Source organism: Candidatus Pantoea rara (assembly GCF_051136265.1).
Lineage (GTDB): Bacteria > Pseudomonadota > Gammaproteobacteria > Enterobacterales > Enterobacteriaceae > Pantoea > Pantoea rara.
In genome coordinates, this window is record NZ_CP194942.1 from 1,767,493 (window position 1) to 1,790,425 (window position 22,933).

Sequence of the window (22,933 nt, forward strand, 5' to 3'; positions counted from 1 at the left end):
CGGTGACTGAGGCAAAAAAAAGCCCCAGTCAGGGGCTTTTTAATCAGGATTCCTGGCAAACTTAACTGGTCTGATTAGCCAGCTTTGGCTTCAAAACTCGTTTTCCAATCTGGATGCCGGGCTTCTCAACATACTTATAGAGTAAAGAGGCGAGTGCATAGGTCACCGGGATGGCCGAGACGCAGACAATCAGGAAGCGAGTCATGTCGCTTCTGAACTCAATGTCGGTGTGCGTGAGCAGCAGTGCGATCATCGGAATCACAATCAGCAGGTGCAGCAGGTAAACCGAGAACGAGACGTCGCCCAGCCAGGTGCTGAGACGGTTGTTCAGCAGTTTACGCGGCAAAGCAATCAGCGTCGCCATCAGACTGCCCTCCGGGTATTGCCACAAAATCGCCGTCATACCGACGATCATCAGCGCTTCCATAATGACCTGCAGCTTAATCGCCCCCAGGCCCATCGCCACGCTCGCTACCGGTCCAAGCAGCGCAAAAGCGACGTAGAGCAGCGATTTACGGCGAACCGCTTCGGCCATCAGCATGCCTGCCAGGAACATGTTCAGCTTAATCAGAATCATGGAAGGCATCTCAAAGGCCTCATAATAATCTGCCAGCACATACCGACCGGCGCAGCAGAGCGCCATGATGCCAATCAGCGAGGCTGCATAACCGAAACGCAGCGTCACCAGCATAATGAACGGGAAAAGCAGATAGAACTGCATCTCCAGCCCGATGCTCCAGTCAGGCAGCACGGTATTAAACCCATATTCAGGCAGCAGCCCAAACAGGAAGCTGAAGTGAGTCAGAATGTTTGCCAGCGACTGGTCGGTGTAACGTGATGATTCAGTGGCGGTGCCGGAATAGAAATGAGCAATAGTGTCTCGCATCTCGCCAAACCACGGGCCATAAATCAGCGCGATGATTAACAGCAGATAATAGAGCGGGGCGATACGGAAGAAGCGACGGATCCAGAACTTCTTAATGGTCTCCGCGCTCTGCCACGGCTCTTTCTGCTGGCGCTCGACGTAGTTTTTCGCCATCAGATAACCCGATAACAGAATAAACAGATCAACTCCGATGCCAGGCGATGAAATAAGCGTGATGTGGCAATGAACCAGTAAGCTGATATGGCCAACCAGTACCCAGAGAGATGCGATGCCACGCAATCCCTCCAGCTCCGTAGACCAACCTCGTGTAGCAGACATATCTGTTCCTCATTTTTATCCGACTTTCGGCGCTCACTAAGCCTTAAGGCAAGAGATATGTAAACGGGCCTTTACAAAAGTAAGAAGATTCCGAGCACAGGTAAGAGGAAAAAATCAACCAGAAAGGGGCGGTATAGCACGGGAAGTTAAGGGCATGCAGCTGCAAACCCTTAAACGTTATTACTGATTGAGTGTGCCTGTCAGGCCAGCTTCAGCAGGATCATACCGGTCAGCAGCAGGGTCAGACCGGTCCAGCCTTTCCGGTTCAGACGCTGACCAAACAGCAACCAACCGGCCGCGACAGTGACGATAATCCCAAAGGCGCCCCAGACCGCATAGGCAATCGACAGATCGATACCTTTCACCGCCTGAGCGAGTGCGCTGAACGCGAGCAGCACAAAGCAGAGTGAAAGCAGACCATGTAGCGGTTTCTTAAATCCATCAGAATATTTAAGGGATATATTAGCGGCAATCTCCAGCACGATAGCCAGTGCCAGCCAGGCGGCGTGGACGAAATCAGCGATGACCATGATTAACCTCCGCTGATGATTGAGTGCCGGTCTTGATCAATACAATCCCGACGATCAGCGTCATCAGCCCGCAGATTTTCATCGCGGACAGCGTTTCACCAAACAACTGCACGCTGAATAATGTAATCAGCAGGATGCCAATTCCTTCCCACAGGGCATAGGCCACGCCGAGAGCGATACGCTTGATGGCAAAACTCAGCAGAATATAGGAGCAGGCAATCATTGCCAGCATCAGCAGGTAGCCTGAATGACTGCCGTTAAGGCTGGACCACTTCATAAAAAGGGTACCAATAATTTCAGTAATAATAGCGAGTGACAATAAAACCCAGGCGCGCATGGGTGCTCTCCAGCAACGAAAATGACGACCTGCCACAGTACAGAGGGCAGACTCAGAACAGTGTCGAAGGGGTGAGTGGACTACAGGGCGTTACGCCAGTGTTGATCGGCGACGTTCCAGCCAGAAAGGAAAGCGGGGGAAAGGTGTGACATGAACATTCTGCTCATAAAATTTTCAACGCATCCACATTGTTGCTTCTCATCAGTGGACGGATAGTGCCTCCGGTTAACTACACGCCGGTTTTATACCATTCTGCATATTATGAAATCAACAGCAGATCCTGCTTCGTTTGGTAATGGTTAAGGTTTGATAGTTTGAAAATGGCCAGTTATATAAAAGGATGTAGAGAAAAGGAGGCTGGGGAAAGAGCATGGCTAAAAGGTGCAAAAAAAAGCCAGGCAACTGCTTGCCTGGCTTTCGTTACGTGACAATGTCACGAATTACTCAGCACGCTGCGGTACCGTGCGCACTGGCGCATCACCCGCGACATAGTAAGACGCCGTGCTGCGCGGCAGCGGCTCGCGTCCACGAATCTTATCGGCAATCTTCTCGCCAATCATGATGGTGGTGGCGTTAAGGTTACCGGTGATGATCAGCGGCATTATCGATGCATCCACTACACGTAGTCCTTCCAGACCATGCACACGGCCTTCACCATCTACCACGGCCATCGGATCGTTACCCATCTTACAGGTTCCGCATGGGTGATAGGCGGTTTCACCGTGGTTACGCACAAACTCGTCCAGCTGCTCATCTGTCTGGCAATCCAGGCCCGGGCTGATTTCACGGCCACGATACTTATCCAGCGCCGGCTGGTTGATGATCTGGCGCGTGATGCGGATAGCATCGCGGAACTCATGCCAGTCCTGCTCATGCGACATGTAGTTGAACAGAATAGCCGGATGGCGACGCGGATCGCGTGACTTAAGGCGCACATGTCCACGACTCGGAGAGCGCATGGAGCCGACATGACACTGGAAGCCATGGGCATCGACGGCGTTTGAACCGTTGTAGTTAATCGCTACCGGCAGGAAGTGATACTGGATATTCGGCCAGCTGAACTCTTCGCGGCTGCGGATAAAGCCGCCTGCTTCAAACTGGTTGCTGGCGCCGATGCCGGTGCCGTTAAACATCCACTCCGCCCCGATTTTCGGCTGATTCCACCACTTCAGGGCCGGATAGATAGAAACCGGCTCCTTGCACTCATACTGAAGATACATCTCCAGGTGGTCCTGCAGATTTTCACCCACACCCGGCAGATCGTGAACCAGCGGGATATCGAACTGTTTAAGCAGCTCAGGCGAGCCTACGCCAGAACGCTGCAGGATCTGCGGCGAGGCGATAGCACCCGCACACAACAATACTTCACGTCGAGCGGTCACTTTATTGATGGTGTTGCTGTCGCCCTGGAGATATTCCACGCCAACCGCGCGCTTGCCATCGAACACAATGCGATCGGTGGTGGCATGGGTAATGATTTTCAGGTTGGCGCGACCCTTGGCCATATCAAGATAGCCACGGGCGGTGCTGGAACGACGACCTTTCGGTGTCACGGTACGATCCATTGGACCGAAGCCTTCCTGCTGATAGCCGTTCAGGTCGTCCGTGCGCGGATAACCCGCCTGCACACCCGCCTCAATCATCGCTTCAAACAGCACGTTGTTGCCCGCTTTAGGCGTCGCCACGCACACCGGACCCTCGCCACCGTGGAAATCGTTCGGGCCGATATCGCGGGTTTCTGCTTTACGGTAGTAGGGCAGGCAGTCCAGATAGCTCCAGTTCTCCAGGCCAGGTTCGCTGGCCCAGTTATCGAGATCCATCGCATTACCGCGGATGTAACACATGCCATTAATCAGGGATGAACCGCCCAGACCTTTGCCGCGACCACACTCCATGCGGCGGTTGTTCATATAAGGCTCTGGTTCAGTCTCATACGCCCAGTTATAGCGTTTTCCCTGCAACGGGAAGGCGAGGGCCGCAGGCATCTGGGTGCGAAAATCAAAACGGTAATCGGGGCCGCCCGCTTCCAGTAACAGGACGCTCACGTTGCTGTCTTCGGTCAGACGGGTAGCCAGAACGTTTCCTGCGGATCCGGCTCCAATAACAATATAATCAAATTCCATTCATCGTTCCTCAGGTTAAGTGATTAGAAGACTGACTGAAAACGCGTCAGCTCAACCTGCACGGACTTCACCTGGGTGTAGCTCTGCAGTGTCATCAGGCCATTTTCACGGCCGATGCCGGAGTGCTTGTAGCCACCCACTGGCATCTCTGCGGCTGATTCGCCCCAGGTATTAATCCAGCAGATACCTGCTTCGATCTGATGAATCACGCGGTGCGCCTTATTTAAGTCCTGCGTCACCAGCCCGGCGGCCAGACCAAATTCGGTGTCGTTGGCGCGACGGATCACTTCTTCTTCGGTTTCATAGCTCAGGATCGACATGACCGGTCCGAAGATCTCTTCACGCACAATCTTCATCTCATCACGGCAGTCGGTGAACACGGTCGGTGCAACCCAGGCGCCCTGGTCGAATTCGCCACCGGTCAGACGTTTGCCACCGCACAGGACACGTGCACCTTCAGCAATGCCGGACTCAATGTAGCGCATCACGTTGTCGCGATGACTGAAGCTGACCAGCGGGCCAAAGTTGGTGGCCGGGTCGCGCAAATCGCCGGCCTTGATGCGGGCAACGCGTTCGCTGATTTTCGACTCGAAAGCCGCCTGCAGTTTTGCAGGAATAAAGACGCGGGTGCCATTGGTGCAGACCTGACCGGAACTGTAGAAGTTCGCCATCATGGCGATGTCAGCAGCCAGATCGAGATCGGCATCATCAAAGATGATCAGCGGTGATTTACCGCCCAGTTCCATGGTGACTTCTTTCAGCGTTGAACCTGCGGCATTGGCCATCACTTTTTTGCCGCTGACGACGCCGCCGGTGAAGGAGACTTTGTCGATGCCAGGATGCTCAGTGAGCAACTGACCGGTGACCGAACCAATGCCCGGCAGCACGCTGAACACGCCATCCGGCAGGCCCGCTTCGGTGTAAATTTCTGCCAGTTTCAGGGCGGTAAGCGGAGTCATTTCACTGGGTTTGAAAATCATCGCGTTACCTGCGGCCAGCGCAGGCGCGGATTTCCACAGGGCGATCTGAATCGGATAGTTCCAGGCGCCGATACCGGCGACCACACCCAGCGGTTCGCGACGGGTATAAACAAATGAAGTTTCACGCAGGGGGATCTGCTGACCTTCCAGCGCCGGAACCAGCCCTGCGTAATACTCAAGCACATCTGCACCGGTGACGATATCGACCGCTGAGGTTTCGCTGTAAGGCTTGCCGGTGTCGAGCATTTCCAGCTCGGCCAGCTCATCATTACGCTCACGAAGAATATCAACGGCGCGACGCAGGATACGCGAACGCGCCATGGCGGTCATCGCGGCCCAGACTTTCTGGCCTTTTCTGGCGGCAGCAACGGCGCGATTGACATCTTCCTGGCCTGCGGCATGAACCTCTGCCAGCACTTCGCCGTTGACCGGGTTAATCGTCTGGAACGTTTCGCCAGACGCTGCGGCAACATAAGCGCCATCGATGTAGAGTTTCTGCTCGGTGAATCGGGACATGTTTTCTCCTTCCGTTATTCGTGCTCGCCAGCCAGTTGCTGACGGATGAATTGGGTGGTCAGTGTGAGGGCGATAGCCGGATTAAAGGGCTTACCGCTCAGTGCGGCACGCAGCCACAGACCATCGATCAGGGCAGCCAGACCGTGTGCAGCCAGTCGTGCCTTTTCCAGCGGCAGTTCACGCCGGAATTCGACTACCAGCATTGAGTAGAGCCGCCGACTGCTGACCCGCTCCAGGCGATTAAGCTGGGGCTGATGCATGCTGCTCGACCAGAAGTCGAGCCAGGCTTTCATCACTGCCGTGTGCACCTGAGTTTCATCGAAATTCCCGTCAACGATGGCACACAACCGCTGATCTGCCGGGGCACCGGCCAGCGGTTGTAACCGCGACAGTACCGCCTCACGCAGTTGACGCGTCACATCACGCATCGTGGCTTCCAGCAAGCCGTTTTTATCTTTGAAATAGTGACTGATGATGCCGGTAGACACCCCCGCCCGACGGGCGATCTGGGCGATGGTGGCATCATTAATCCCCACTTCATTAATCGTGCTCAGGGTCGCATCAATCAGTTGCCGACGACGTATCGGCTGCATCCCTACCTTTGGCATAGCTCCAGCTCCACCCTCAAATCGAGCCCCTATTTAAACTTTTTTTGATTGCACGTTCAATATAAAAAGAAACTTTGTTAGGATGCTGTTCTTTAAATGTAGCCAAAGCGAAACGGCAATGAGTGCTAAAATAGGCTGGTTTGCCAAAACGATTAACAGGAAGTGACAGAACGAAACAGGGCCGCACGGCCGGAAAACCGTGGACGGCAAGACTTATCCATTGCGTATTTTCAGGACATTAACCAGAGGTAATCGATGAATAATCCACCTGCCGGTGAAAAAGACGGCCTCAATCACGTAGTATTTTATACGTCTGCGGGATTGATCCTGACTTTTTCACTTGTGACGATTCTCTACAGTGAACTGGCCGCGAGCTGGATCCTCAAGGCGGTAAACTGGGTTTCCGCCACCTTCGGCTGGTACTACATGCTGGCTGCCACGCTCTATATCGTGTTTGTGCTGTACATGGCCTGCTCACGTTTTGGCTCGATCAAGCTCGGGCCTGAGCACTCTAAACCTGAGTTCAGCGTGCTCAGCTGGTCCGCCATGCTGTTTGCTGCCGGGATCGGGATCGACCTGATGTTCTTCTCGGTCGCCGAACCGGTGACGCAGTATATGCAGCCGCCGGAAGGTGCAGGGCAGACGCTGGAAGCCGCCCGCCAGGCGATGGTCTGGACGCTGTTCCACTACGGCCTGACCGGCTGGTCGATGTATGCACTGATGGGCATCGCGCTGGGCTACTTCAGCTACCGCTATAACCTGCCGCTGACCATCCGTTCCGCGCTCTATCCCATCTTCGGTAAACGCATCTATGGCCCGATTGGTCACACAGTCGATATCGCGGCCGTGGTCGGCACTATCTTTGGTATCGCCACCACATTAGGGATAGGGGTTGTGCAGCTGAACTACGGCCTGAAAGTGTTGTTTGATATTCCGGAAGGCTTTACCGCACAGGCTGCGCTGATCGTCCTCTCTGTCGTCATCGCCACCATCTCTGTCACGTCGGGCGTCGATAAAGGAATTCGTTTTCTCTCTGAGCTCAACGTGATCATGGCGCTGGGGCTGATTCTGTTTGTGCTGTTCTTCGGCAACACCGAGTTCCTGCTGAATGCGCTGGTGCTGAACGTCGGCGATTACATCAACCGCTTTATGGGCATGACGCTTAATACCTTTGCCTTTGATCGTCCGACCCAATGGATGAACAGCTGGACGCTTTTCTTCTGGGCGTGGTGGGTGGCCTGGTCACCGTTTGTCGGCCTGTTCCTGGCACGTATTTCACGTGGTCGTACCATCCGTGAGTTCGTACTGGGCACGCTGATTATTCCGTTCACCTTTACGCTGCTGTGGCTGTCCGTGTTCGGTAATGCCGCGCTGTGTCAGATCATTCACGGCAATACAGAGTTTGCGCAGGAAGTGATGAACCATGCGGAGCGCGGCTTCTACAGCCTGCTGGCGCAGTACCCGGCGTTTAAACTCAGCGCATCAGTCGCCACCATCACCGGGATGCTGTTCTACGTCACCTCGGCGGATTCCGGCTCGCTGGTGCTGGGCAACTTCACCTCACGCCTGAAAGACATCAACAGCGATGCGCCGAACTGGCTGCGCATCTTCTGGTCCGTGGCGATTGGGGTACTGACCCTGAGCATGCTGATGACCAACGGTATCACTGCTCTGCAGAACACCACGGTGATCATGGGGCTGCCGTTCAGCTTTGTTATCTTCTTTGTGATGGCGGGTCTGTTTAAGTCCCTGAAGATTGAGGATCACCGCCGGGCCAGCGCCACGCGCGACACCGCGCCATATCTGGCTCATGCGACCGATCGTCTGACCTGGAAGAAGCGTCTGTCGCGCCTGATGAACTACCCTGGCTCGCGCTATACCCAGCAGATGATGGAAAAGACCATATATCCGGCAATGCAGGAAGTCGCGAAAGAGCTGGAGCTGCGTGATGGTCGCGTCACGCTGGAAAATGTTGAGGCAGATGAGGCTAACCCGATTGGCTATCTGGATCTGCGCGTCCATCTGGGCGAAGAGCAGGACTTCATCTATCAGGTCTGGCCGCAGCAATATTCAATTCCAGGCTTTACCTATCGCGCCCGCAGCGGTAAGTCGACCTACTACCGACTGGAAACCTTCCTGATGGAGGGCAGCCAGGGTAATGACCTGATGGATTACAGCAAAGAGCAGGTGATTATCGACATACTGGATCAGTATGAGCGACACCTGAACTTCATCCATCTCAACCGGGAAGCACCGGGCAGCAACATCAGCTTCCCGAGCGTCTGAATCAGGGCCCGTCAGTGAGCAATTGCTGGCGGGTTTTTTTTTGCCATCGGCTGGGTGAAATGCTCCGTGGCCAGCCGATATCGACTATCTTTAGGGCTTTACGGGCCTGATGCCAGAAAAGCACAGACAGGGAGTCATATGGGAAAAATATTCAGTACGTTTCTGCCGCTGTACACGACCACGCTGCTGATGCTGCTCGGTTCTGGTTTGCTTACCACCTATGTCTCATTACGTCTGGCCAGCGAGCATGTCAATGGCGCGCTGATCGGCTCAATCATTGCGGCCAACTACATCGGACTGGTGATCGGCGGCAAAGTGGGGCACAACCTGATTGCCCGCGTTGGCCATATACGCGCCTACGTTGCCTGTGCCGGGATCATTACCGCCTCCGTGGCGGGGCACGGGCTCACTGACTTTATTCCGCTATGGGTCTTTCTGCGTCTGATCATCGGACTTTGCATGATGTGTCAGTATATGGTGCTGGAAAGCTGGCTGAACGATCAGGCTGAATCATCCCAGCGCGGCATGATTTTCGGCTTATATATGGTCGCCACCTACCTTGGACTCAGTGGCGGACAGGTAATACTGAGCCTGCAATCCGGCTTTGGCGTCAGCACACTGCTGATTGTCGCGCTCTGTTTCGCGCTTTGTCTGGTGCCGATTGCGCTGACTACCCGTACCCACGTCAGGCCGATGACACCTGCGCCGATGGAACTGGGTTACTTTATCCGCACCATTCCTAAACTGCTCGGCACCACGCTGGTAACCGGCATGGCGATTGGCGCGTTCTACGGCCTGGCGCCGGTTTATGGCAGCAGCAAAGGCTTCACAACCAGCCAGACCGGCTATTTTATGAGTCTGACGATTTTTGCCGGGCTGGTGTCGCAGTTTCCGCTGAGCTGGCTTTCTGACCGCTACGATCGCCAGCGGCTGTTATTCATCATTGCCATGCTGTTTGCCGTGGCCTGCGTGCCGCTCGTGTTGCTGCCGCATCTGACCTTCCACTGGATGATTGGCATCGCTTTTGTCGCCAGCATGATGCAGTTTGCGCTCTATCCGTTGCAGGTGGCGCTGGCCAACGATCAGGTTGCCGCCGAGCGTCGTGTCTCGTTAACGGCCTGTCTGCTGATGGCGTTTGGTATCGGTGCCAGCATCGGGCCGCTGGTGGTGGGCGCGCTGATGGAGCCGCTCGGCAGCAATATGCTCTATCTCTTCTTTATGCTCTGCGCGCTGGTGATTGGCGGACTGAGCTTTGTTCGTGCAGCAGGTCCGCTTCCGACAACCGAAGTGCCGCTGCCGCACGTGGTCATGCCTGACAGTCTGGCGACGTCGCCACTGGGTGCCGCGCTGATCCCAACCCTGGAGGAGGAGGTGATTCATGCGTCGATGGGCGGTCAGGAGCCGGAAGAGGAACGTGAGAGTGACGATGACGCGCCTGACGACGAGGATATGCCGGATGATTTACCCAGGGACCCGCAACGTAAAGAGCCATAGCTGAGCATGATGTCCGGATCTGGCGCACTCCTGTCCGGTTACCGGCTCGACATTCGGGCCAGTAACCGCGATGCTGACTGACACGCTTCTTAAGGAGTCACACCATGCTGGAACTTCGCCCTAACTGTGAACGCTGCGACGTTGATCTGCCGCCATCCTCTCTGGCGGCACGCATCTGCTCGTTTGAATGTACCTTCTGCGCTGACTGCGATGAGCATCTTGCGCATGTTTGCCCCAACTGTGGCGGTGAGCTGGTGCGCCGTCCGGTGCGTCCGGCAGAGAAGTTGCAAAAATACCCGGCAAAATTGCGCAGTTGAACTCAAATGACAATAAATATGATTCGGGCCCGATAGCCTGTTGTGCCTGATGTCGTTATCATGAATTCGTCCCTGACAGAGCTACCACCTTAACTGAGTGCCGGAGATAAGCGCCGGAAGGGACACATCTTTCGACCACCGTAAATAACTCTTCGCCTTATAGCCTTGCTCCCTCTGCCCACATCCCTTGCTCTCTGCTTTCCCGTTCGTCATGCCGGTTCAGTTTAGCCCTGACTATACTCTGATGACATTTTCAGCAGAGAAGCCGGGTGCATCAATGTATTACCACGTCCTGAATGGCGCAGAGTGGCGACGGATCTGGGTGGCTGGCGACATTCATGGTTGCCGCCGCGAACTGGAGGCGCAGTTGCAGCAGCATCAGTTCGACCCGCAGCAGGATTTACTGATTTCGGTGGGCGACATCATTGATCGCGGGCCCGACAGTCTGGGTTGTCTGGCGCTGCTGGACGAGCCCTGGTTTCGCTGCGTGCGGGGAAACCATGAGGAGATGGCGCTGTCGGCGTTGCAGGGGCAGGAAATGGCGCTCTGGCGGATGAATGGCGGCGACTGGTTCTTTGGGCTGCGGGGTGCAGCGTTAATCGCGGCACGTCACGCGTTGCGGCGCTGTCGTGCGCTGCCGCTGATACTTCACCTGCAACTCGGTGAGCGCATTATTGTGATCGCCCATGCGGATTATCCGGCCCGGGAATACGCGCTGAATAAGCCACTCGACTGGCAACAGGTGGTCTGGAGCCGTGAGCGGCTGGAGGGCCTTGAGTCAGGCGACCAGGCGGGCATCCGTGGCGCGGACGCCTTTTACTTCGGTCACACGCCGCTGAAACAGCCGCTGACGATTGCCAATCTGCATTACATTGATACTGGCGCAGTGTTTGGCAATCATCTGACGATGCTACAACTCAAGTGAGTTATCGGAACAGGCGTCCGTCGCGTACCAGTTCGCGTGGATAGCTGTTCTTGATGCGGGTGCCGACTTTCTTCGCCAGCCCCAGCGGCTGTTGCTGATAAGTGACAATCATCTCATTGTGAGCGGGTGCTGTTTCCGGATAGATGTCCCGGCCGCGATACCACTCTTCCGCCTCTGCCGCCGTCAGCTCGAAAGTCTGCGTTGCATCAGGTTGTGCCAGCGCGATGACCGCTTCGTGCTGCCAGCGATAGCCTTTGGCAAAGGTCTCTGCCAGCTTCAGGCCAATGCGTGAGAAGCGCACTTTGCCCAGCAGCGGGGTGACGGCTTTTGGGAACAGCCAGATCTCTTTATCACGCTGCCACAGCTCCAGTGCGTCATCCCATTTGATAGAGACGGCCGCGGCAGCCTGGGCAATCTCACTTTCCAGCTTGCGGCTGAGGTGAGAGAAGGGCAGCTTACCGACTTTATAACCTGGCGCCGGAAGGGGCTCGACCGACGCAGTTTTACGCAGACGGGCGACAAAAAAGCCCTCGCTGTCAAACATCTGCGGAAAGACATGCAGGTACCCGTTGGACGTTACGGCCTGCTCCGCACCCTCAAATAACCCATTAAGGGGCAAGACCTTAACCGCGTCCGGATAGCGCTGCAGCAACCCGTCGATCACCTGCTGGTTTTCAATCTGATTCAGGGTACAGGTTGAGTAAACCAGCGTGCCGCCGGGTTTAAGTGCGTGAAACGCACTGTCGAGCAGATCGCGCTGAGTGGCGGCGATCGCTTCCGTGCTTGCCAGCGACCAGTTTTTCAGTGCATCAGCATCTTTGCGAATCACGCCTTCACCGGAGCAGGGAGCATCGAGCAGAATGGCGTCGAACTGTTCCGGCAGCGCTGGCCCGAAGACCCGCGCGTCAAAGTGCGTTAATGCACTGTTGCTGACGCCGCAGCGGCTGATATTGGCGTGCAGCACTTTGACCCGGCTGGAGGAGAACTCATTGGCCAGGATAACGCCCTGATTGCCCATCCGCGCCGCAATCTGAGTGGTTTTAGAACCCGGTGCGGCCGCCATATCCATCACCGCGCTGACCTCTGGCTGAGCGTCAAACAGTGCGGTGACGGGCAGCATGGAGCTGGCTTCCTGAATGTAGAACAGGCCACTGAGGTGCTCAGCGACGCTGCCCAGCGGCAGGCTCTCATCTTCCCGGCGGATCCAGAATCCCTCTTCGCACCACGGCACCGGCGTCAGTTGCCAGTCATAGCCGGCGGTCTGGCTCAGGAAGTCGGCCACACTGATCTTCAGGGTATTGATGCGAATACTGCGGCGCAGGGGTTGCTGACTGAAGGCGATGAATTGCGCGAAGCTCGTCTCATCGGGCAGGCTCTGACGCATTAACGAGAGAAAATCGGCGGGGAAAAACGAAGAAGCATCTGACACGGGCACATTCCAGTTAAGGCAAAGGCGGCAGTGTATCATGAGCAAAGAAAACGGGCAGCCAGGCTGCCCGTTCAGATTCAATTAACGCGGAGACGGAATCGCCGTTCCCCAGTTACGCCACTCTTTCGGCGCTTCATCCTGCAGCAGGAAATGTTTATCCGGATTCGCCTGCGGTGCCAGCGGGACCGTCGGTGGCGTCGCAAACTGAATGCCGCCACGAATAAACTGCTGGAAGGTTCCGGTTTTCACCACGCCGCCCACCAGGCCGAAGTCGAGGTTGTAGCCTGAAGCCTGCCAGAACACCGAGTTATTACGCACCAGATGCTGATATTTCTTACTGATGCGCAGGGCGATCTGCACGCGATCCGCCATCGTACCCAGCGAGGTGCCGGTTACTGTACCCACTTCCACACCACGGAACAGCACCGGCGTACCCAGCGACAGTGAACCCGCCTCTGTGGCATCAACATAAATGTTCAGACCATTCAGATAGCGCGAATCGGTAATGGTGCTCTCCTGCAGTTCGAAGGTACGCACGGTACCGCCTTTGCCCGGATCTACGTTCACGTAGGGCTGCAACAGCGTTTCCAGATGATTCACACCGGTGGCGGAAATCTCCGGTGAAACCACCGAAAAACGACTGCCGAGACGGGCGAAATCATTCACATACTCCGGATAGAGCACCGCTTTCGCCACCACCTGATTGTTATCTTTGCTCAACGACAGAGACTCAACCTGGCCGACATTAATACCCAGATAACGAATCGGCATACCGGCAGAAAGTTTGCTGGCGTCATAGGTATGCAGCGTAATCTGACTGCCCACGGCGCGGGCCGCGGTCTCAGACGGATAGAGCACGCGTTTTGCCCCTTTGGCCGACTGCGCACCACTCATATTGTCGAAACTGATTGCGCCTTTTAGCGCGCGGTTGAGCGGCGAAGCCTGTACCGTCAGGCCGCTGCCATTGAGGCTGACGCGTGCGCCACCCTCGGCCCAGAAGACGCTTTCACTGGTCAGCAGCTTGCGGTATTCCGGCTGGATATGAACGGCAATATCAAAGGCGTCAGCACGCGGTGTGACTTTGACAATCTCACCCACCTGATATTTGCGGTAAAGCACGATAGATCCCGCCTGCACATCAGGCAGACTGGTGGCGGTCAGCATCAGCGTGGTAGACGGGCCATCGCCGGTAATGCCTTCTTCCGCTTTTTCAGCATCGGCAAACAGCGGATAGGCACTTTTAGGCTCACCTTTTTTGCCCGGCTCCAGCCGGATACCGCCATCCACCCACTCACGTGCGCTGGCACCTAATACCTGCATTCCATCAAGGCCAAACTTCACATCGAGCCGACTGTTAACGATAAATTTGCTGTCACCATGGACCAGGTCGCGATTTTCAGGATTCACGGCCACCACGAAATTGACGCCATTTTCATCCAGTGAACGCGACATCACCTGACCAATCTGCATGCCATGCAGCATCAGCGGCTGGCCCTGATCGATACCGTAGCTTTCCGGCGCGCTGAGTTTGACTGTTAGCACGTTCGGTTTCTGCAGCAGGGTCTCATTGGACGCCAGCACGGTGTAGTGCTGTTGCGGCTCGCCTTCGCCCGGCACCAGTTCCAGCGTGTTGCCGGTCAGCAGTGCGCTAAGGCTGGTATCGGTCAGGCTGATTTTCGGGCTGTGCATCTCAATGCGGGTACCACTTCGCATCAGACCAACAACGGACGGATCAATGGTGAGTTCGCCGGTCACCTTGCCGCCATCCAGCAGATTCAGTTTGGTCAGCGTACCGACCTCCAGGCCCTGATACATCAGCGGGGTGCTGCCTGCTTTGAGATTTTTGCCGTTGGGCAGATCCAGCGTGATCTGCACGCCGCGCTGACTGTGCGCCAGATCGGGATAGAGCCGGTAATTTTGCTCAGCTTTGGCCGTTTCCGACCCCTGGGGTGAGTCAAACGCAATCGCGCCATTAACCAGCGCTGCCAGACTTTCCAGCTGCACTTTAGCCCCACTCAGGCTGACGTCAGCATTCACGCCCGACACGTTCCAGAAGCGACTGTTAGTTTTTACGAGGTTAATAAAACGACGGTCAATCAGCACATCAATCGCCACGCCATCGGCTTTATTATCAATGCTGTAGTCATAGACCCGGCCAACCGGAATTTTGCGGTAATAGACCAGTGAGCCGGTGTTGAGCGAGCCAAGATCGGGCGCATGCAGATGAATCATCAATTCGCCGGTGTTCACCCGGTATTTAGGCTGGGTATCCAGCGCGGTAAACGCCTCGCTGGGTTTACCTTTACCTGGCATCATCCCGATATAGTTACCGCCGACCAGCGCATCCAGACCCGACACACCCGCCAGCGAGGCTTTAGGCGTCACCAGCCAGAACTGCGTATCCTCACGCAGCGCGTCGCGCATGTCGCTCTTGATGCTGGCTTTAATCTGAATTTTGCGATAATCATCGCTGAGATTAATGCCCTGCACGGTGCCCACTTCCACGCCCTGATAACGGATCGGGGTGCGACCCGGCACGATACCATCCGCCGTCTGGAAATTGATGGTGATGGTGGTGCCACGCTCCTGATAATTGGTCCAGAGCAGCCAGCACGCGATCAGCATCGCAATAATCGGCAGCAGCCAGAAGGGCGAAATTTTGCGCTTATTGCGCAGCGTTGCGTTAGTCGGTGTAGTCGGCGTTTCCTGTTGCATGTGCATCCCAGAGCAGGCGGCTGTCCAGCCACTCAACAGACATAATGGTCAGGATGACGGCCGCGCCGAAAAACAGCGCCGCCGGTCCCATGGTAAAAGCCAGCAGCTGGTCACGATTGACCAGCGACATGGTTAACGAAATAACAAACAGATCGAGCATTGACCAGCGGCCAACCCAGGTGACAAACCGCAGCAACCGGATGCGGGTTCTCAGCCCCTGTTCACAGCGAAAATGAATGCTGAGCAGCAGGGTCAGCATGACCAGCACCTTGATAAAGGGCACCAGAATACTGGCAATAAAGACAATTGCCGCCACCGGAATATTGCCTTCACCCAGCCCCAGGATGCCGGAGAAAATGGTGTCTTCGCGCCGTGAGCCGTTGAGGTAAACCACGGAAATGGGCATCAGATTGGCAGGGATCAACAGCACAATCGAGGCGATCAGTGCGGCCCAGGATTTTTGCAGGCTGTGGCGGCGTCGGAAGTCGAGCGGCGTATGGCAACGCGGACAGCGGCCCCTTTCGTCAGGGATGCTGGTGTTGTGACAGTTCAGACAAACCTGCATCTCGTCGCGGGCCATATTGCCGGGGCTTTGCGGATAAAAATGCTCCCACAACTGCTCCATATTCAGATGGATCATCGTCAGCACGCTGAGCACCGTCAGGGCTATGTAAGCCGCCAGGCCATAGCCAATCTCCAGCGAAGCATAGTCCTGCACTTTAATCGACGCCACGGCAATGCCGATCAGATAGATATCGAGCATCACCCACTCTTTAAGCTTTTCCAGCATCAGCAATACGGGTCGCAGGTTCATACCGAGCCGATTGCCGATGCCGAGATAACAGATGCCGGCCACCAGGGTTACCGGCGCGCCAATGGTGCAGAACGCCACCATTGAGGCCGTCAGCACATCACCCTGCTGGGTCATCTGAATCACGCCTTCCAGCACGCTGGCATTAATGCGCATGCCAAGCAGCCGGATATCCACCAGCGGCAGGGAGAACGCAAAGGGCATTAACACGATCATGGTGGCGGCCATCGCCATAAGACGGGTCATAGACCAGTCGCGACCACTGAGAATTTCAGCGTTGCAGCGGGGGCAATGTGCCGACTGATGCGATTTCACATCCGGTAAGGAAAAAAGGGTATCGCATTGCGGGCAACGCTGATAACGTGCGTGAGGCAATGTCTGGCTGATAGCGTGAATTTTCATAGGGTGATGCAATCTTCGCTCTTCAGAAGGAACAGATATCGGTCATTAAGACATTGTCATTGTGCCTGTTTCGGGCATCACGCTTCGATCCACAGAATGCTAAGGGTATAGCAACTAACGCTATGATTCACCTTGTGGCTCTGGATATTTAAAACTTATTTTTAACGAACGGTCTGTATCACCCGTACAGATGTCATTGGTAACGGTTGAATAATGAACAAAACTGCCTTTTACGCCGATTTGAATCGCGATATGCGCGCCTTACTGGCGGGAGAAACGGCGTTCCTCGCCGCGATGGGAAACTTTAGCGCGCTGCTGTACGAACGTCTCGATGGCGTGAACTGGGCAGGTTTCTACCTGCTGACGGAAGCCGATACGCTGGTGCTGGGCCCGTTCCAGGGCAAAATCGCCTGTGTGCGCATTCCGGTCGGTAAAGGTGTGTGTGGCACGGCGCTGGCTGAAGAAAAAGTGCAACGTGTAGATGATGTGCATGCCTTTCCGGGCCACATCGCCTGCGATGCTGCCAGCAATGCTGAGATTGTGATTCCTCTGAAAGTGAATGGCACTGTGGTTGGGGTGCTGGACATCGACAGCGTGGAGTACAATCGCTTTGACAGCGACGACGAATCGGGGCTGGTCACACTGACTGATGGGCTTTGTGAAGTGCTTGCGAACAGCGACTTAGAAAAATATCTGCAGCTGACGCGCAGCTAATCGACTGGATCACATGGCATTTAGCGATGTTGTCATTATAATGTCGCCTGTTCATGCCTGCGCTGGTCGGCAAACCCGTTGTAATCAGGAAATTTCATGGAAAATCAACCTAAGTTGAATAGCAGTAAAGAAGTCATCACTTTTCTGGCGGAGCGCTTTCCGCACTGCTTTAGCGCTGAAGGTGAAGCGCGTCCGCTCAAAATCGGTATCTTTCAGGATCTGGTAGAGCGTGTTCAGGGCGAAATGGGTCTGAGCAAAACACAGCTGCGTTCTGCGCTGCGTCTTTATACGTCAAGCTGGCGTTATCTCTACGGCATTAAAGCCGGTGCTATCCGTGTCGATCTCGACGGCAATGCCTGTGGCGTGCTGGATGAGCAACACGTTGAGCATGCACGCAAACAGCTGGAAGAAGCGAAAGCCCGCGTCCAGGCGCAGCGTGACCAGCAGCGCGCTGCACGCCGTGAAGCAGGCGAAGGCGAAGAGGGCCCAGCCCCGCGTCGTCCACGCAAGCCCGCGGCACGTAAGCCTGCAGAAGGTGACGCTGCGCGTAAACCGCGTCCGCAGACTACTGCAGCACCGCGGGCGACCGCTTCACAGCATCGCAAGCCAGCCCCACGTCCGGAGCAGGAAGCCCGACCCATCACTGATACCTCAACTTTGCAACCCGGCCAGAGTATAAAAGTTAAAGCAGGCAAAAGTGCGATGGACGCTACCGTTCTTGAAGTATCAAAAGACGGCGTTCGGGTCCAGCTCGCTTCCGGCATGGCAATGATTGTGCGCGCAGAACACTTGCAGTTCTGAAACGGAGGCTAACCCCGGCATGAACACCCTTTTTAAAGTTGGACTTATTGCGGGCCTGCTCTTAGCAGGCCCAACCTTCGGCGCGGAGAACATCACGCGCGCCGACCAGATTCCCCAGCTTCACGAAGACCCGCAGGATCCTACGGTCAGTGAGCGTGTCACGTCGCGCTTTACGCGTTCCCACTATCGCCAGTTCGATCTGGATCAGAATTTTTCAGCGAAAATTTTTGATCGCTATCTGAACATGCTCGACTATAGCCATAATGTGCTGCTGGCATCAGATGTGGCGCAGTTTGACAGCAAAAAAACCACCGTCGGCGATGAGCTACGCAGTGGCAAGCTGGACCTCTTTTACGATATTTATAATCTGGCGCAGAAACGCCGTTTTGAGCGCTATCAATATGCGCTGACGGTGCTGGCGCGTCCGATGAACTTCAGCGGCAATGACACTATCGACATTGATCGCGCGAAAGCACCCTGGCCGAAAACGCAGGCAGAACTGAATGCACTCTGGGATGCCAAGGTCAAATATGACCAGCTCAGTCTGAAGCTGGCGGGTAAAGACGATAATGAGATCCGTGACGTTCTGACTAAGCGTTACAACTTCGCGATCCGTCGTCTGGCCCAGAGCAACGGTGAAGACGTTTTCCAGCTGGTGATGAACGCTTTCGCCCGTGAAATCGATCCGCATACCAGCTATCTTTCACCGCGTAACACCGAGCAGTTCAACACCGAAATGAGCCTGTCACTGGAAGGCATTGGTGCAGTACTGCAGATGGATGACGACTACACCGTCATCAACTCGATGGTCGCAGGCGGCCCGGCAGCGAAAAGCAAAGCGATTACCGTTGGCGATCGCATCGTGGGTGTGGGTCAGCCAGGTAAGCCGATGGAAGATGTAATCGGCTGGCGTCTGGATGATGTCGTGGCAAAAATCAAAGGACCGAAGGGCAGTAAGGTGCGTCTGGAAGTTCTGCCAGCAGGCAAAGGCACGAAAACCCGTACCGTAACGCTGACGCGTGAGAAAATCCGTCTGGAAGATCGCGCGGTTAAACTGACCATTAAAAATGTCGGCAAGCAGAAAGTCGGCGTGCTCGATATTCCTGGCTTCTATGTCGGTCTGACCGATGACGTAAAAGTACAGCTGCAGAAACTGCAGAAGCAGAACGTCGACAGCGTGGTAATCGATCTGCGTACCAACGGCGGCGGTGCACTGACCGAAGCGGTATCGCTTTCCGGCCTGTTTATTCCGAGTGGTCCGGTGGTACAGGTTCGTGACAACAATGGTCGGGTTCGTGAAGACAGCGACAACGACGGCGTTGTTTACTACAAAGGTCCGCTGGTGGTGCTGGTCGATCGCTTCAGCGCTTCAGCCTCGGAGATCTTTGCTGCCGCGATGCAGGATTATGGTCGTGCGGTGATCGTTGGTGAACCGACCTTTGGCAAAGGCACCGTTCAGCAGTATCGCTCTCTGAACCGCATCTACGACCAGATGCTGCGTCCGGAGTGGCCAGCGTTAGGCTCCGTTTCTTACACCATTCAGAAGTTCTATCGCATTAATGGCGGCAGTACACAGCGTAAAGGCGTCACGCCGGATCTGCTGATGCCAACCGGCGTAGAAGCAGCTGAAACCGGAGAGAAATTTGAGGATAACGCACTGCCGTGGGACAGCATCAAAGCGGCGACCTATGCCAAAACCGGTGATGTTAAACCACTGGTTGCGCAGCTGACGAAGCAGCATGCTGATCGCATCGCACAGGATCGCGAGTTCCAGTACATCATGAAGGACATTGCACGTTACAATGCCCTGAAAGATAAGCGCAACATCGTGTCACTTAACCTTGCTCAGCGAGAGAAAGAGAATCACGAAGATGATGCGTCACGACTGGAGCGAATCAACGCACGCTATCAGGCTGAAGGTAAAAAACCGCTGAAAAACCTGGATGAGCTGCCGAAAGATTATAAAGAGCCGGATCCGTATCTCGATGAGACGGTGAAGATCGCTAACGATCTTGCGCAGCTGGAGAAATCCCAGCCAGACGCACCCGCGGCTAAATAATCCGCTGTTGCCAGAAAAAGCACCGCTGAGCGGTGCTTTTTTTTGCGCCCGCAAAAGTTTCCAGTAACGCATGAGTAGCGTGCGACAAGCCGCCTGCAGGCTGGGTTACTTATCGGGCGGGTCAGAATGTAAAGTTATGTCTTTTTAGGCACTTAAACGTTAAGGTCGCTTGAAAAGCCGCCCAATGCTCATAGGATATGGATCCGCGTATAGGCGCGTGAACTACTGAGGAAGATTAACAAAAATGATGCGTATTGCTCTTTTCCTGATGACCAACCTGGCTGTGATGTTGGTATTCGGGCTGATTCTCAGCCTGACAGGGATCCAGTCAAGCAGTGTTCAGGGCCTGATGATCATGGCAGGCCTGTTTGGCTTCGGCGGTGCGTTTGTTTCACTGCTGATGTCGAAGTGGATGGCGCTGCGATCGGTTGGCGGTGAAGTGATTGAACAGCCACGCAACGAAACTGAGCGCTGGCTGGTGGATACCATTGGCCGGCAGGCCCGACAGGCGGGCATTGCGATGCCACAGGTTGCGATCTATCACGCACCTGACATCAATGCCTTTGCGACCGGCGCACGACGTAACGCCTCGCTGGTTGCTGTCTCAACCGGTCTGCTGCAGAACATGAGCCGTGATGAAGCGGAAGCGGTGCTGGCTCACGAAGTGTCGCACATCGCTAACGGTGACATGATTACCATGACGCTGATTCAGGGTGTGGTGAACACCTTTGTGATTTTTGTTTCCCGTATTCTGGCGCAGATCGCAGCGGGCTTTATGTCCGGCAACCGTGATGGAGAGGAAAGCAGCAACGGCAACCCTCTGGTCTACTTTGCAGTGTCGATGGTGCTGGAACTGGTGTTTGGTATTCTTGCCAGCATCATCACGATGTGGTTCTCCCGTCACCGTGAGTTCCATGCCGATGCCGGTTCAGCGAAGCTGGTCGGTCGTGAGAAGATGATTGCGGCGTTACAGCGTCTGAAAACCAGCTATGAACCGCAGGAGCCGAGCAGCATGATGGCGTTCTGCATCAACGGCAAAGGCAAATCATTCAGCGAATTGTTTATGTCGCATCCGCCGTTAGATAAGCGTATTGAAGCACTGCGCAGCGGTCAGTATCTGAAGTAGTGCCAGGCAGATCAACACAAGGCGACCCTCGGGTCGCCTTTTCTGTTTATAGCATCAGGCGCGGGTCTGCGTCATGCGCGACACGCTGACCAGTGCAGCCACGGCGGCAAAGCCACCCGCCAGCAGCAGCGAAACGTGCGTGCCACGCTCATCAAACAGATTAAACATCAGCGCAACCAGCGCGGCACCCATACTCTGACCCAGCAGGCGCGCGGTACCCAGCATGCCACTGGCGGCGCCGCTGCGGTTACGCGGAGCAGAGGTGACAATCGTGTGGTTGTTGGGTGACTGGAACAGCCCAAAACCAGCACCGCATAACATCATGCGCCAGATAATATCGCCATCGCCAGGGTTTGCTGGCAGCCAGGCGAGCAGGAACAGCCCCAGGGCGAACATCGCCAGTCCAATTCCTCCCAGCAGCCCGGCATGTACCCGCTCAATCAAGCGACCGGAAACTGGCGCAAACACCATTGTCGCCAGCGGCCAGGGCGTCAGCAGTAAACCGGTTGCCACCTCATTGCGCAGCAGGACGTTTTGCAGAAAGAAGGGCAGCGAGACCATCGCCAGCATCTGCGCACAGAAGGAACAAACAGACGTTCCCATCGATAGGCTGAAAATCGGGATTCGCAGTAGATCAACCGGCAACAGCGGCACCGCCATGTTTAACTGACGGCGAATAAAGAATCCGCCCACCACCAGCAGAACAACCACCTCCGATAGCACCAGCAGATGACTCTGGCCCTGAGCAAAACCGCTCAATGCGGAGATGATCAGACCAAAGAACAGGGCATTCATGATTGCGCTGGGCACATCGAATTTCTGTGCGGTGGTTTTCTGCGGATTGTCAGGTAGTGTGCGCAGCGCCAGCCAGAGTGCAATGGCCCCCAGCGGGACGTTAATCAGAAACAGCCATTTCCAGCTTGCTACCGAAAGGATCGCGGCCGCTACTGTCGGGCCTGCTGCGGTCGAAACTGCCACCACCAGCGAGTTAATCGCCATGCCGCGTCCCAGATAACGCTGGGGATAGATAATGCGTATCAGCGCGGTATTCACACTCATCAGCGCCGCACCGCCCAGGCCCTGCAGCACGCGGGCCAGGGTCAGCATGGAGAGCGTGGTTGAAAAAGCGCAGAACAGCGAGGTCGCAATAAACAGCGCCAGACCCGCCTGATAGACGCGGCGATAGCCCAGCATATCGCCCAGAAAGGAGAGCGACAGCAGCGAGACGATAATCGCAATCTGATAGGCGTTCACAATCCAGATTGACTGCGCCGGGCTGGCATTCAATTCACGCGAGATGGTAGGCAACGCGACGTTGGCAATCGCGCCATCCAGCACCGCCATGGTCAGGCCCAGCGCAATGGTGATGATAGCCATAAAGCGCTGACGCGTCGGTAATCCATCCTGAGGAGGGGAGAGTGTCATAAATTAACTACTAAGGAAGGTGAATATCATCATGCTAATGAAATTAGCGCTGAAATGCAGCGATCGGATAGAGAAAAAACTGTCTTAAAATATGACTTAATGGTTAAAGCATTGCTGCCATCCTGTGCCTC

The 22,933-nt window shown here is 55.3% G+C and carries 18 protein-coding genes; 8 read left to right on the forward strand and 10 right to left on the reverse strand.

Annotated features, from left to right (window positions below; genetic code table 11):
- Window positions 1-61: 61 nt before the first annotated feature.
- The 6 genes from ACR8BF_RS08315 to betI form a co-directional block, all read right to left on the reverse strand.
- Window positions 62-1,204 carry an acyltransferase family protein gene (locus tag ACR8BF_RS08315; RefSeq protein ID WP_179895537.1) on the reverse strand — a complete coding sequence of 381 codons (1,143 nt, stop codon included), beginning with the start codon at window positions 1,202-1,204 and terminating at the stop codon, window positions 62-64.
- Between the two features lie 200 nt (window positions 1,205-1,404).
- Entirely contained in the window at window positions 1,405-1,734 is a 330-nt protein-coding gene (gene mdtI, locus ACR8BF_RS08320; protein ID WP_434745854.1) for a multidrug/spermidine efflux SMR transporter subunit MdtI, read from the reverse strand.
- Window positions 1,721-2,071 carry a multidrug/spermidine efflux SMR transporter subunit MdtJ gene (mdtJ, locus tag ACR8BF_RS08325; RefSeq protein WP_179895539.1) on the reverse strand — a complete coding sequence of 117 codons (351 nt, stop codon included), beginning with the start codon at window positions 2,069-2,071 and terminating at the stop codon, window positions 1,721-1,723. Before mdtJ ends, mdtI begins: the two co-directional genes overlap by 14 nt.
- A 440-nt stretch (window positions 2,072-2,511) precedes the next feature.
- Window positions 2,512-4,194, reverse strand: a complete 1,683-nt coding sequence (gene betA, locus ACR8BF_RS08330; protein WP_292992311.1) for a choline dehydrogenase — start codon at window positions 4,192-4,194, stop codon at window positions 2,512-2,514.
- Between the two features lie 23 nt (window positions 4,195-4,217).
- Window positions 4,218-5,690, reverse strand: coding sequence for a betaine-aldehyde dehydrogenase (gene betB, locus ACR8BF_RS08335; RefSeq protein ID WP_179895541.1), 1,473 nt, complete (start codon window positions 5,688-5,690; stop codon window positions 4,218-4,220).
- A 14-nt stretch (window positions 5,691-5,704) separates the two neighbouring features.
- Window positions 5,705-6,298, reverse strand: a complete 594-nt coding sequence (gene betI / locus ACR8BF_RS08340) for a transcriptional regulator BetI (protein WP_136198674.1) — start codon at window positions 6,296-6,298, stop codon at window positions 5,705-5,707.
- Window positions 6,299-6,553: 255 nt separating this feature from the next.
- Between betI and ACR8BF_RS08345 the strand changes: the two genes are divergently transcribed.
- The 4 genes from ACR8BF_RS08345 to ACR8BF_RS08360 all read left to right on the forward strand — a co-directional run bounded on the left by ACR8BF_RS08345 (window position 6,554) and on the right by ACR8BF_RS08360 (window position 11,320).
- Window positions 6,554-8,584 (forward strand): choline transporter, encoded by a 2,031-nt coding sequence (locus ACR8BF_RS08345; RefSeq protein WP_434745855.1) that lies wholly within the window; start codon window positions 6,554-6,556, stop codon window positions 8,582-8,584.
- A gap of 138 nt (window positions 8,585-8,722) precedes the next feature.
- A complete protein-coding gene (locus ACR8BF_RS08350) occupies window positions 8,723-10,078 on the forward strand; it encodes an MFS transporter (RefSeq protein ID WP_434745856.1) in 1,356 nt (451 codons plus the stop codon).
- A 104-nt stretch (window positions 10,079-10,182) separates the two neighbouring features.
- A complete protein-coding gene (locus ACR8BF_RS08355) occupies window positions 10,183-10,395 on the forward strand; it encodes a DUF1272 domain-containing protein (protein ID WP_179895544.1) in 213 nt (70 codons plus the stop codon).
- A gap of 277 nt (window positions 10,396-10,672) precedes the next feature.
- Entirely contained in the window at window positions 10,673-11,320 is a 648-nt protein-coding gene (locus ACR8BF_RS08360; RefSeq protein ID WP_179895545.1) for a metallophosphoesterase, read from the forward strand.
- Window position 11,321: 1 nt separating this feature from the next.
- Here the strand turns inward: ACR8BF_RS08360 and rsmF are convergent, their stop codons facing one another.
- The 3 genes from rsmF to yebS all read right to left on the reverse strand — a co-directional run bounded on the left by rsmF (window position 11,322) and on the right by yebS (window position 16,677).
- A complete protein-coding gene (gene rsmF, locus ACR8BF_RS08365; RefSeq protein WP_313699244.1) occupies window positions 11,322-12,749 on the reverse strand; it encodes a 16S rRNA (cytosine(1407)-C(5))-methyltransferase RsmF in 1,428 nt (475 codons plus the stop codon).
- 81 nt (window positions 12,750-12,830) lie between these two features.
- Window positions 12,831-15,464 (reverse strand): PqiB family protein, encoded by a 2,634-nt coding sequence (locus tag ACR8BF_RS08370; RefSeq protein WP_314984115.1) that lies wholly within the window; start codon window positions 15,462-15,464, stop codon window positions 12,831-12,833.
- Window positions 15,433-16,677, reverse strand: coding sequence for a membrane integrity lipid transport subunit YebS (yebS, locus tag ACR8BF_RS08375; protein WP_179895547.1), 1,245 nt, complete (start codon window positions 16,675-16,677; stop codon window positions 15,433-15,435). The genes ACR8BF_RS08370 and yebS overlap by 32 nt, the downstream gene beginning before the upstream one ends.
- A gap of 213 nt (window positions 16,678-16,890) precedes the next feature.
- Between yebS and ACR8BF_RS08380 the strand changes: the two genes are divergently transcribed.
- The 4 genes from ACR8BF_RS08380 to htpX all read left to right on the forward strand — a co-directional run bounded on the left by ACR8BF_RS08380 (window position 16,891) and on the right by htpX (window position 21,377).
- The gene (locus tag ACR8BF_RS08380; RefSeq protein ID WP_033732889.1) at window positions 16,891-17,391 is read left to right on the forward strand and encodes a GAF domain-containing protein; all 501 of its coding nucleotides are present in this window, start codon (window positions 16,891-16,893) and stop codon (window positions 17,389-17,391) included.
- Between the two features lie 96 nt (window positions 17,392-17,487).
- Window positions 17,488-18,192 (forward strand): RNA chaperone ProQ, encoded by a 705-nt coding sequence (gene proQ, locus ACR8BF_RS08385; protein WP_179895548.1) that lies wholly within the window; start codon window positions 17,488-17,490, stop codon window positions 18,190-18,192.
- A 19-nt stretch (window positions 18,193-18,211) separates the two neighbouring features.
- Entirely contained in the window at window positions 18,212-20,251 is a 2,040-nt protein-coding gene (gene prc, locus ACR8BF_RS08390; RefSeq protein ID WP_179895549.1) for a carboxy terminal-processing peptidase, read from the forward strand.
- A 244-nt stretch (window positions 20,252-20,495) separates the two neighbouring features.
- Window positions 20,496-21,377: a protease HtpX gene (gene htpX, locus ACR8BF_RS08395; RefSeq protein ID WP_179895550.1), complete on the forward strand. Its 882-nt coding sequence runs from the start codon at window positions 20,496-20,498 to the stop codon at window positions 21,375-21,377.
- Window positions 21,378-21,431: 54 nt separating this feature from the next.
- On the opposite strand, the gene ACR8BF_RS08400 is transcribed toward htpX, so the two are convergent.
- Window positions 21,432-22,802 carry an MFS transporter gene (locus tag ACR8BF_RS08400; RefSeq protein WP_179895551.1) on the reverse strand — a complete coding sequence of 457 codons (1,371 nt, stop codon included), beginning with the start codon at window positions 22,800-22,802 and terminating at the stop codon, window positions 21,432-21,434.
- Window positions 22,803-22,933 lie beyond the last annotated feature (131 nt).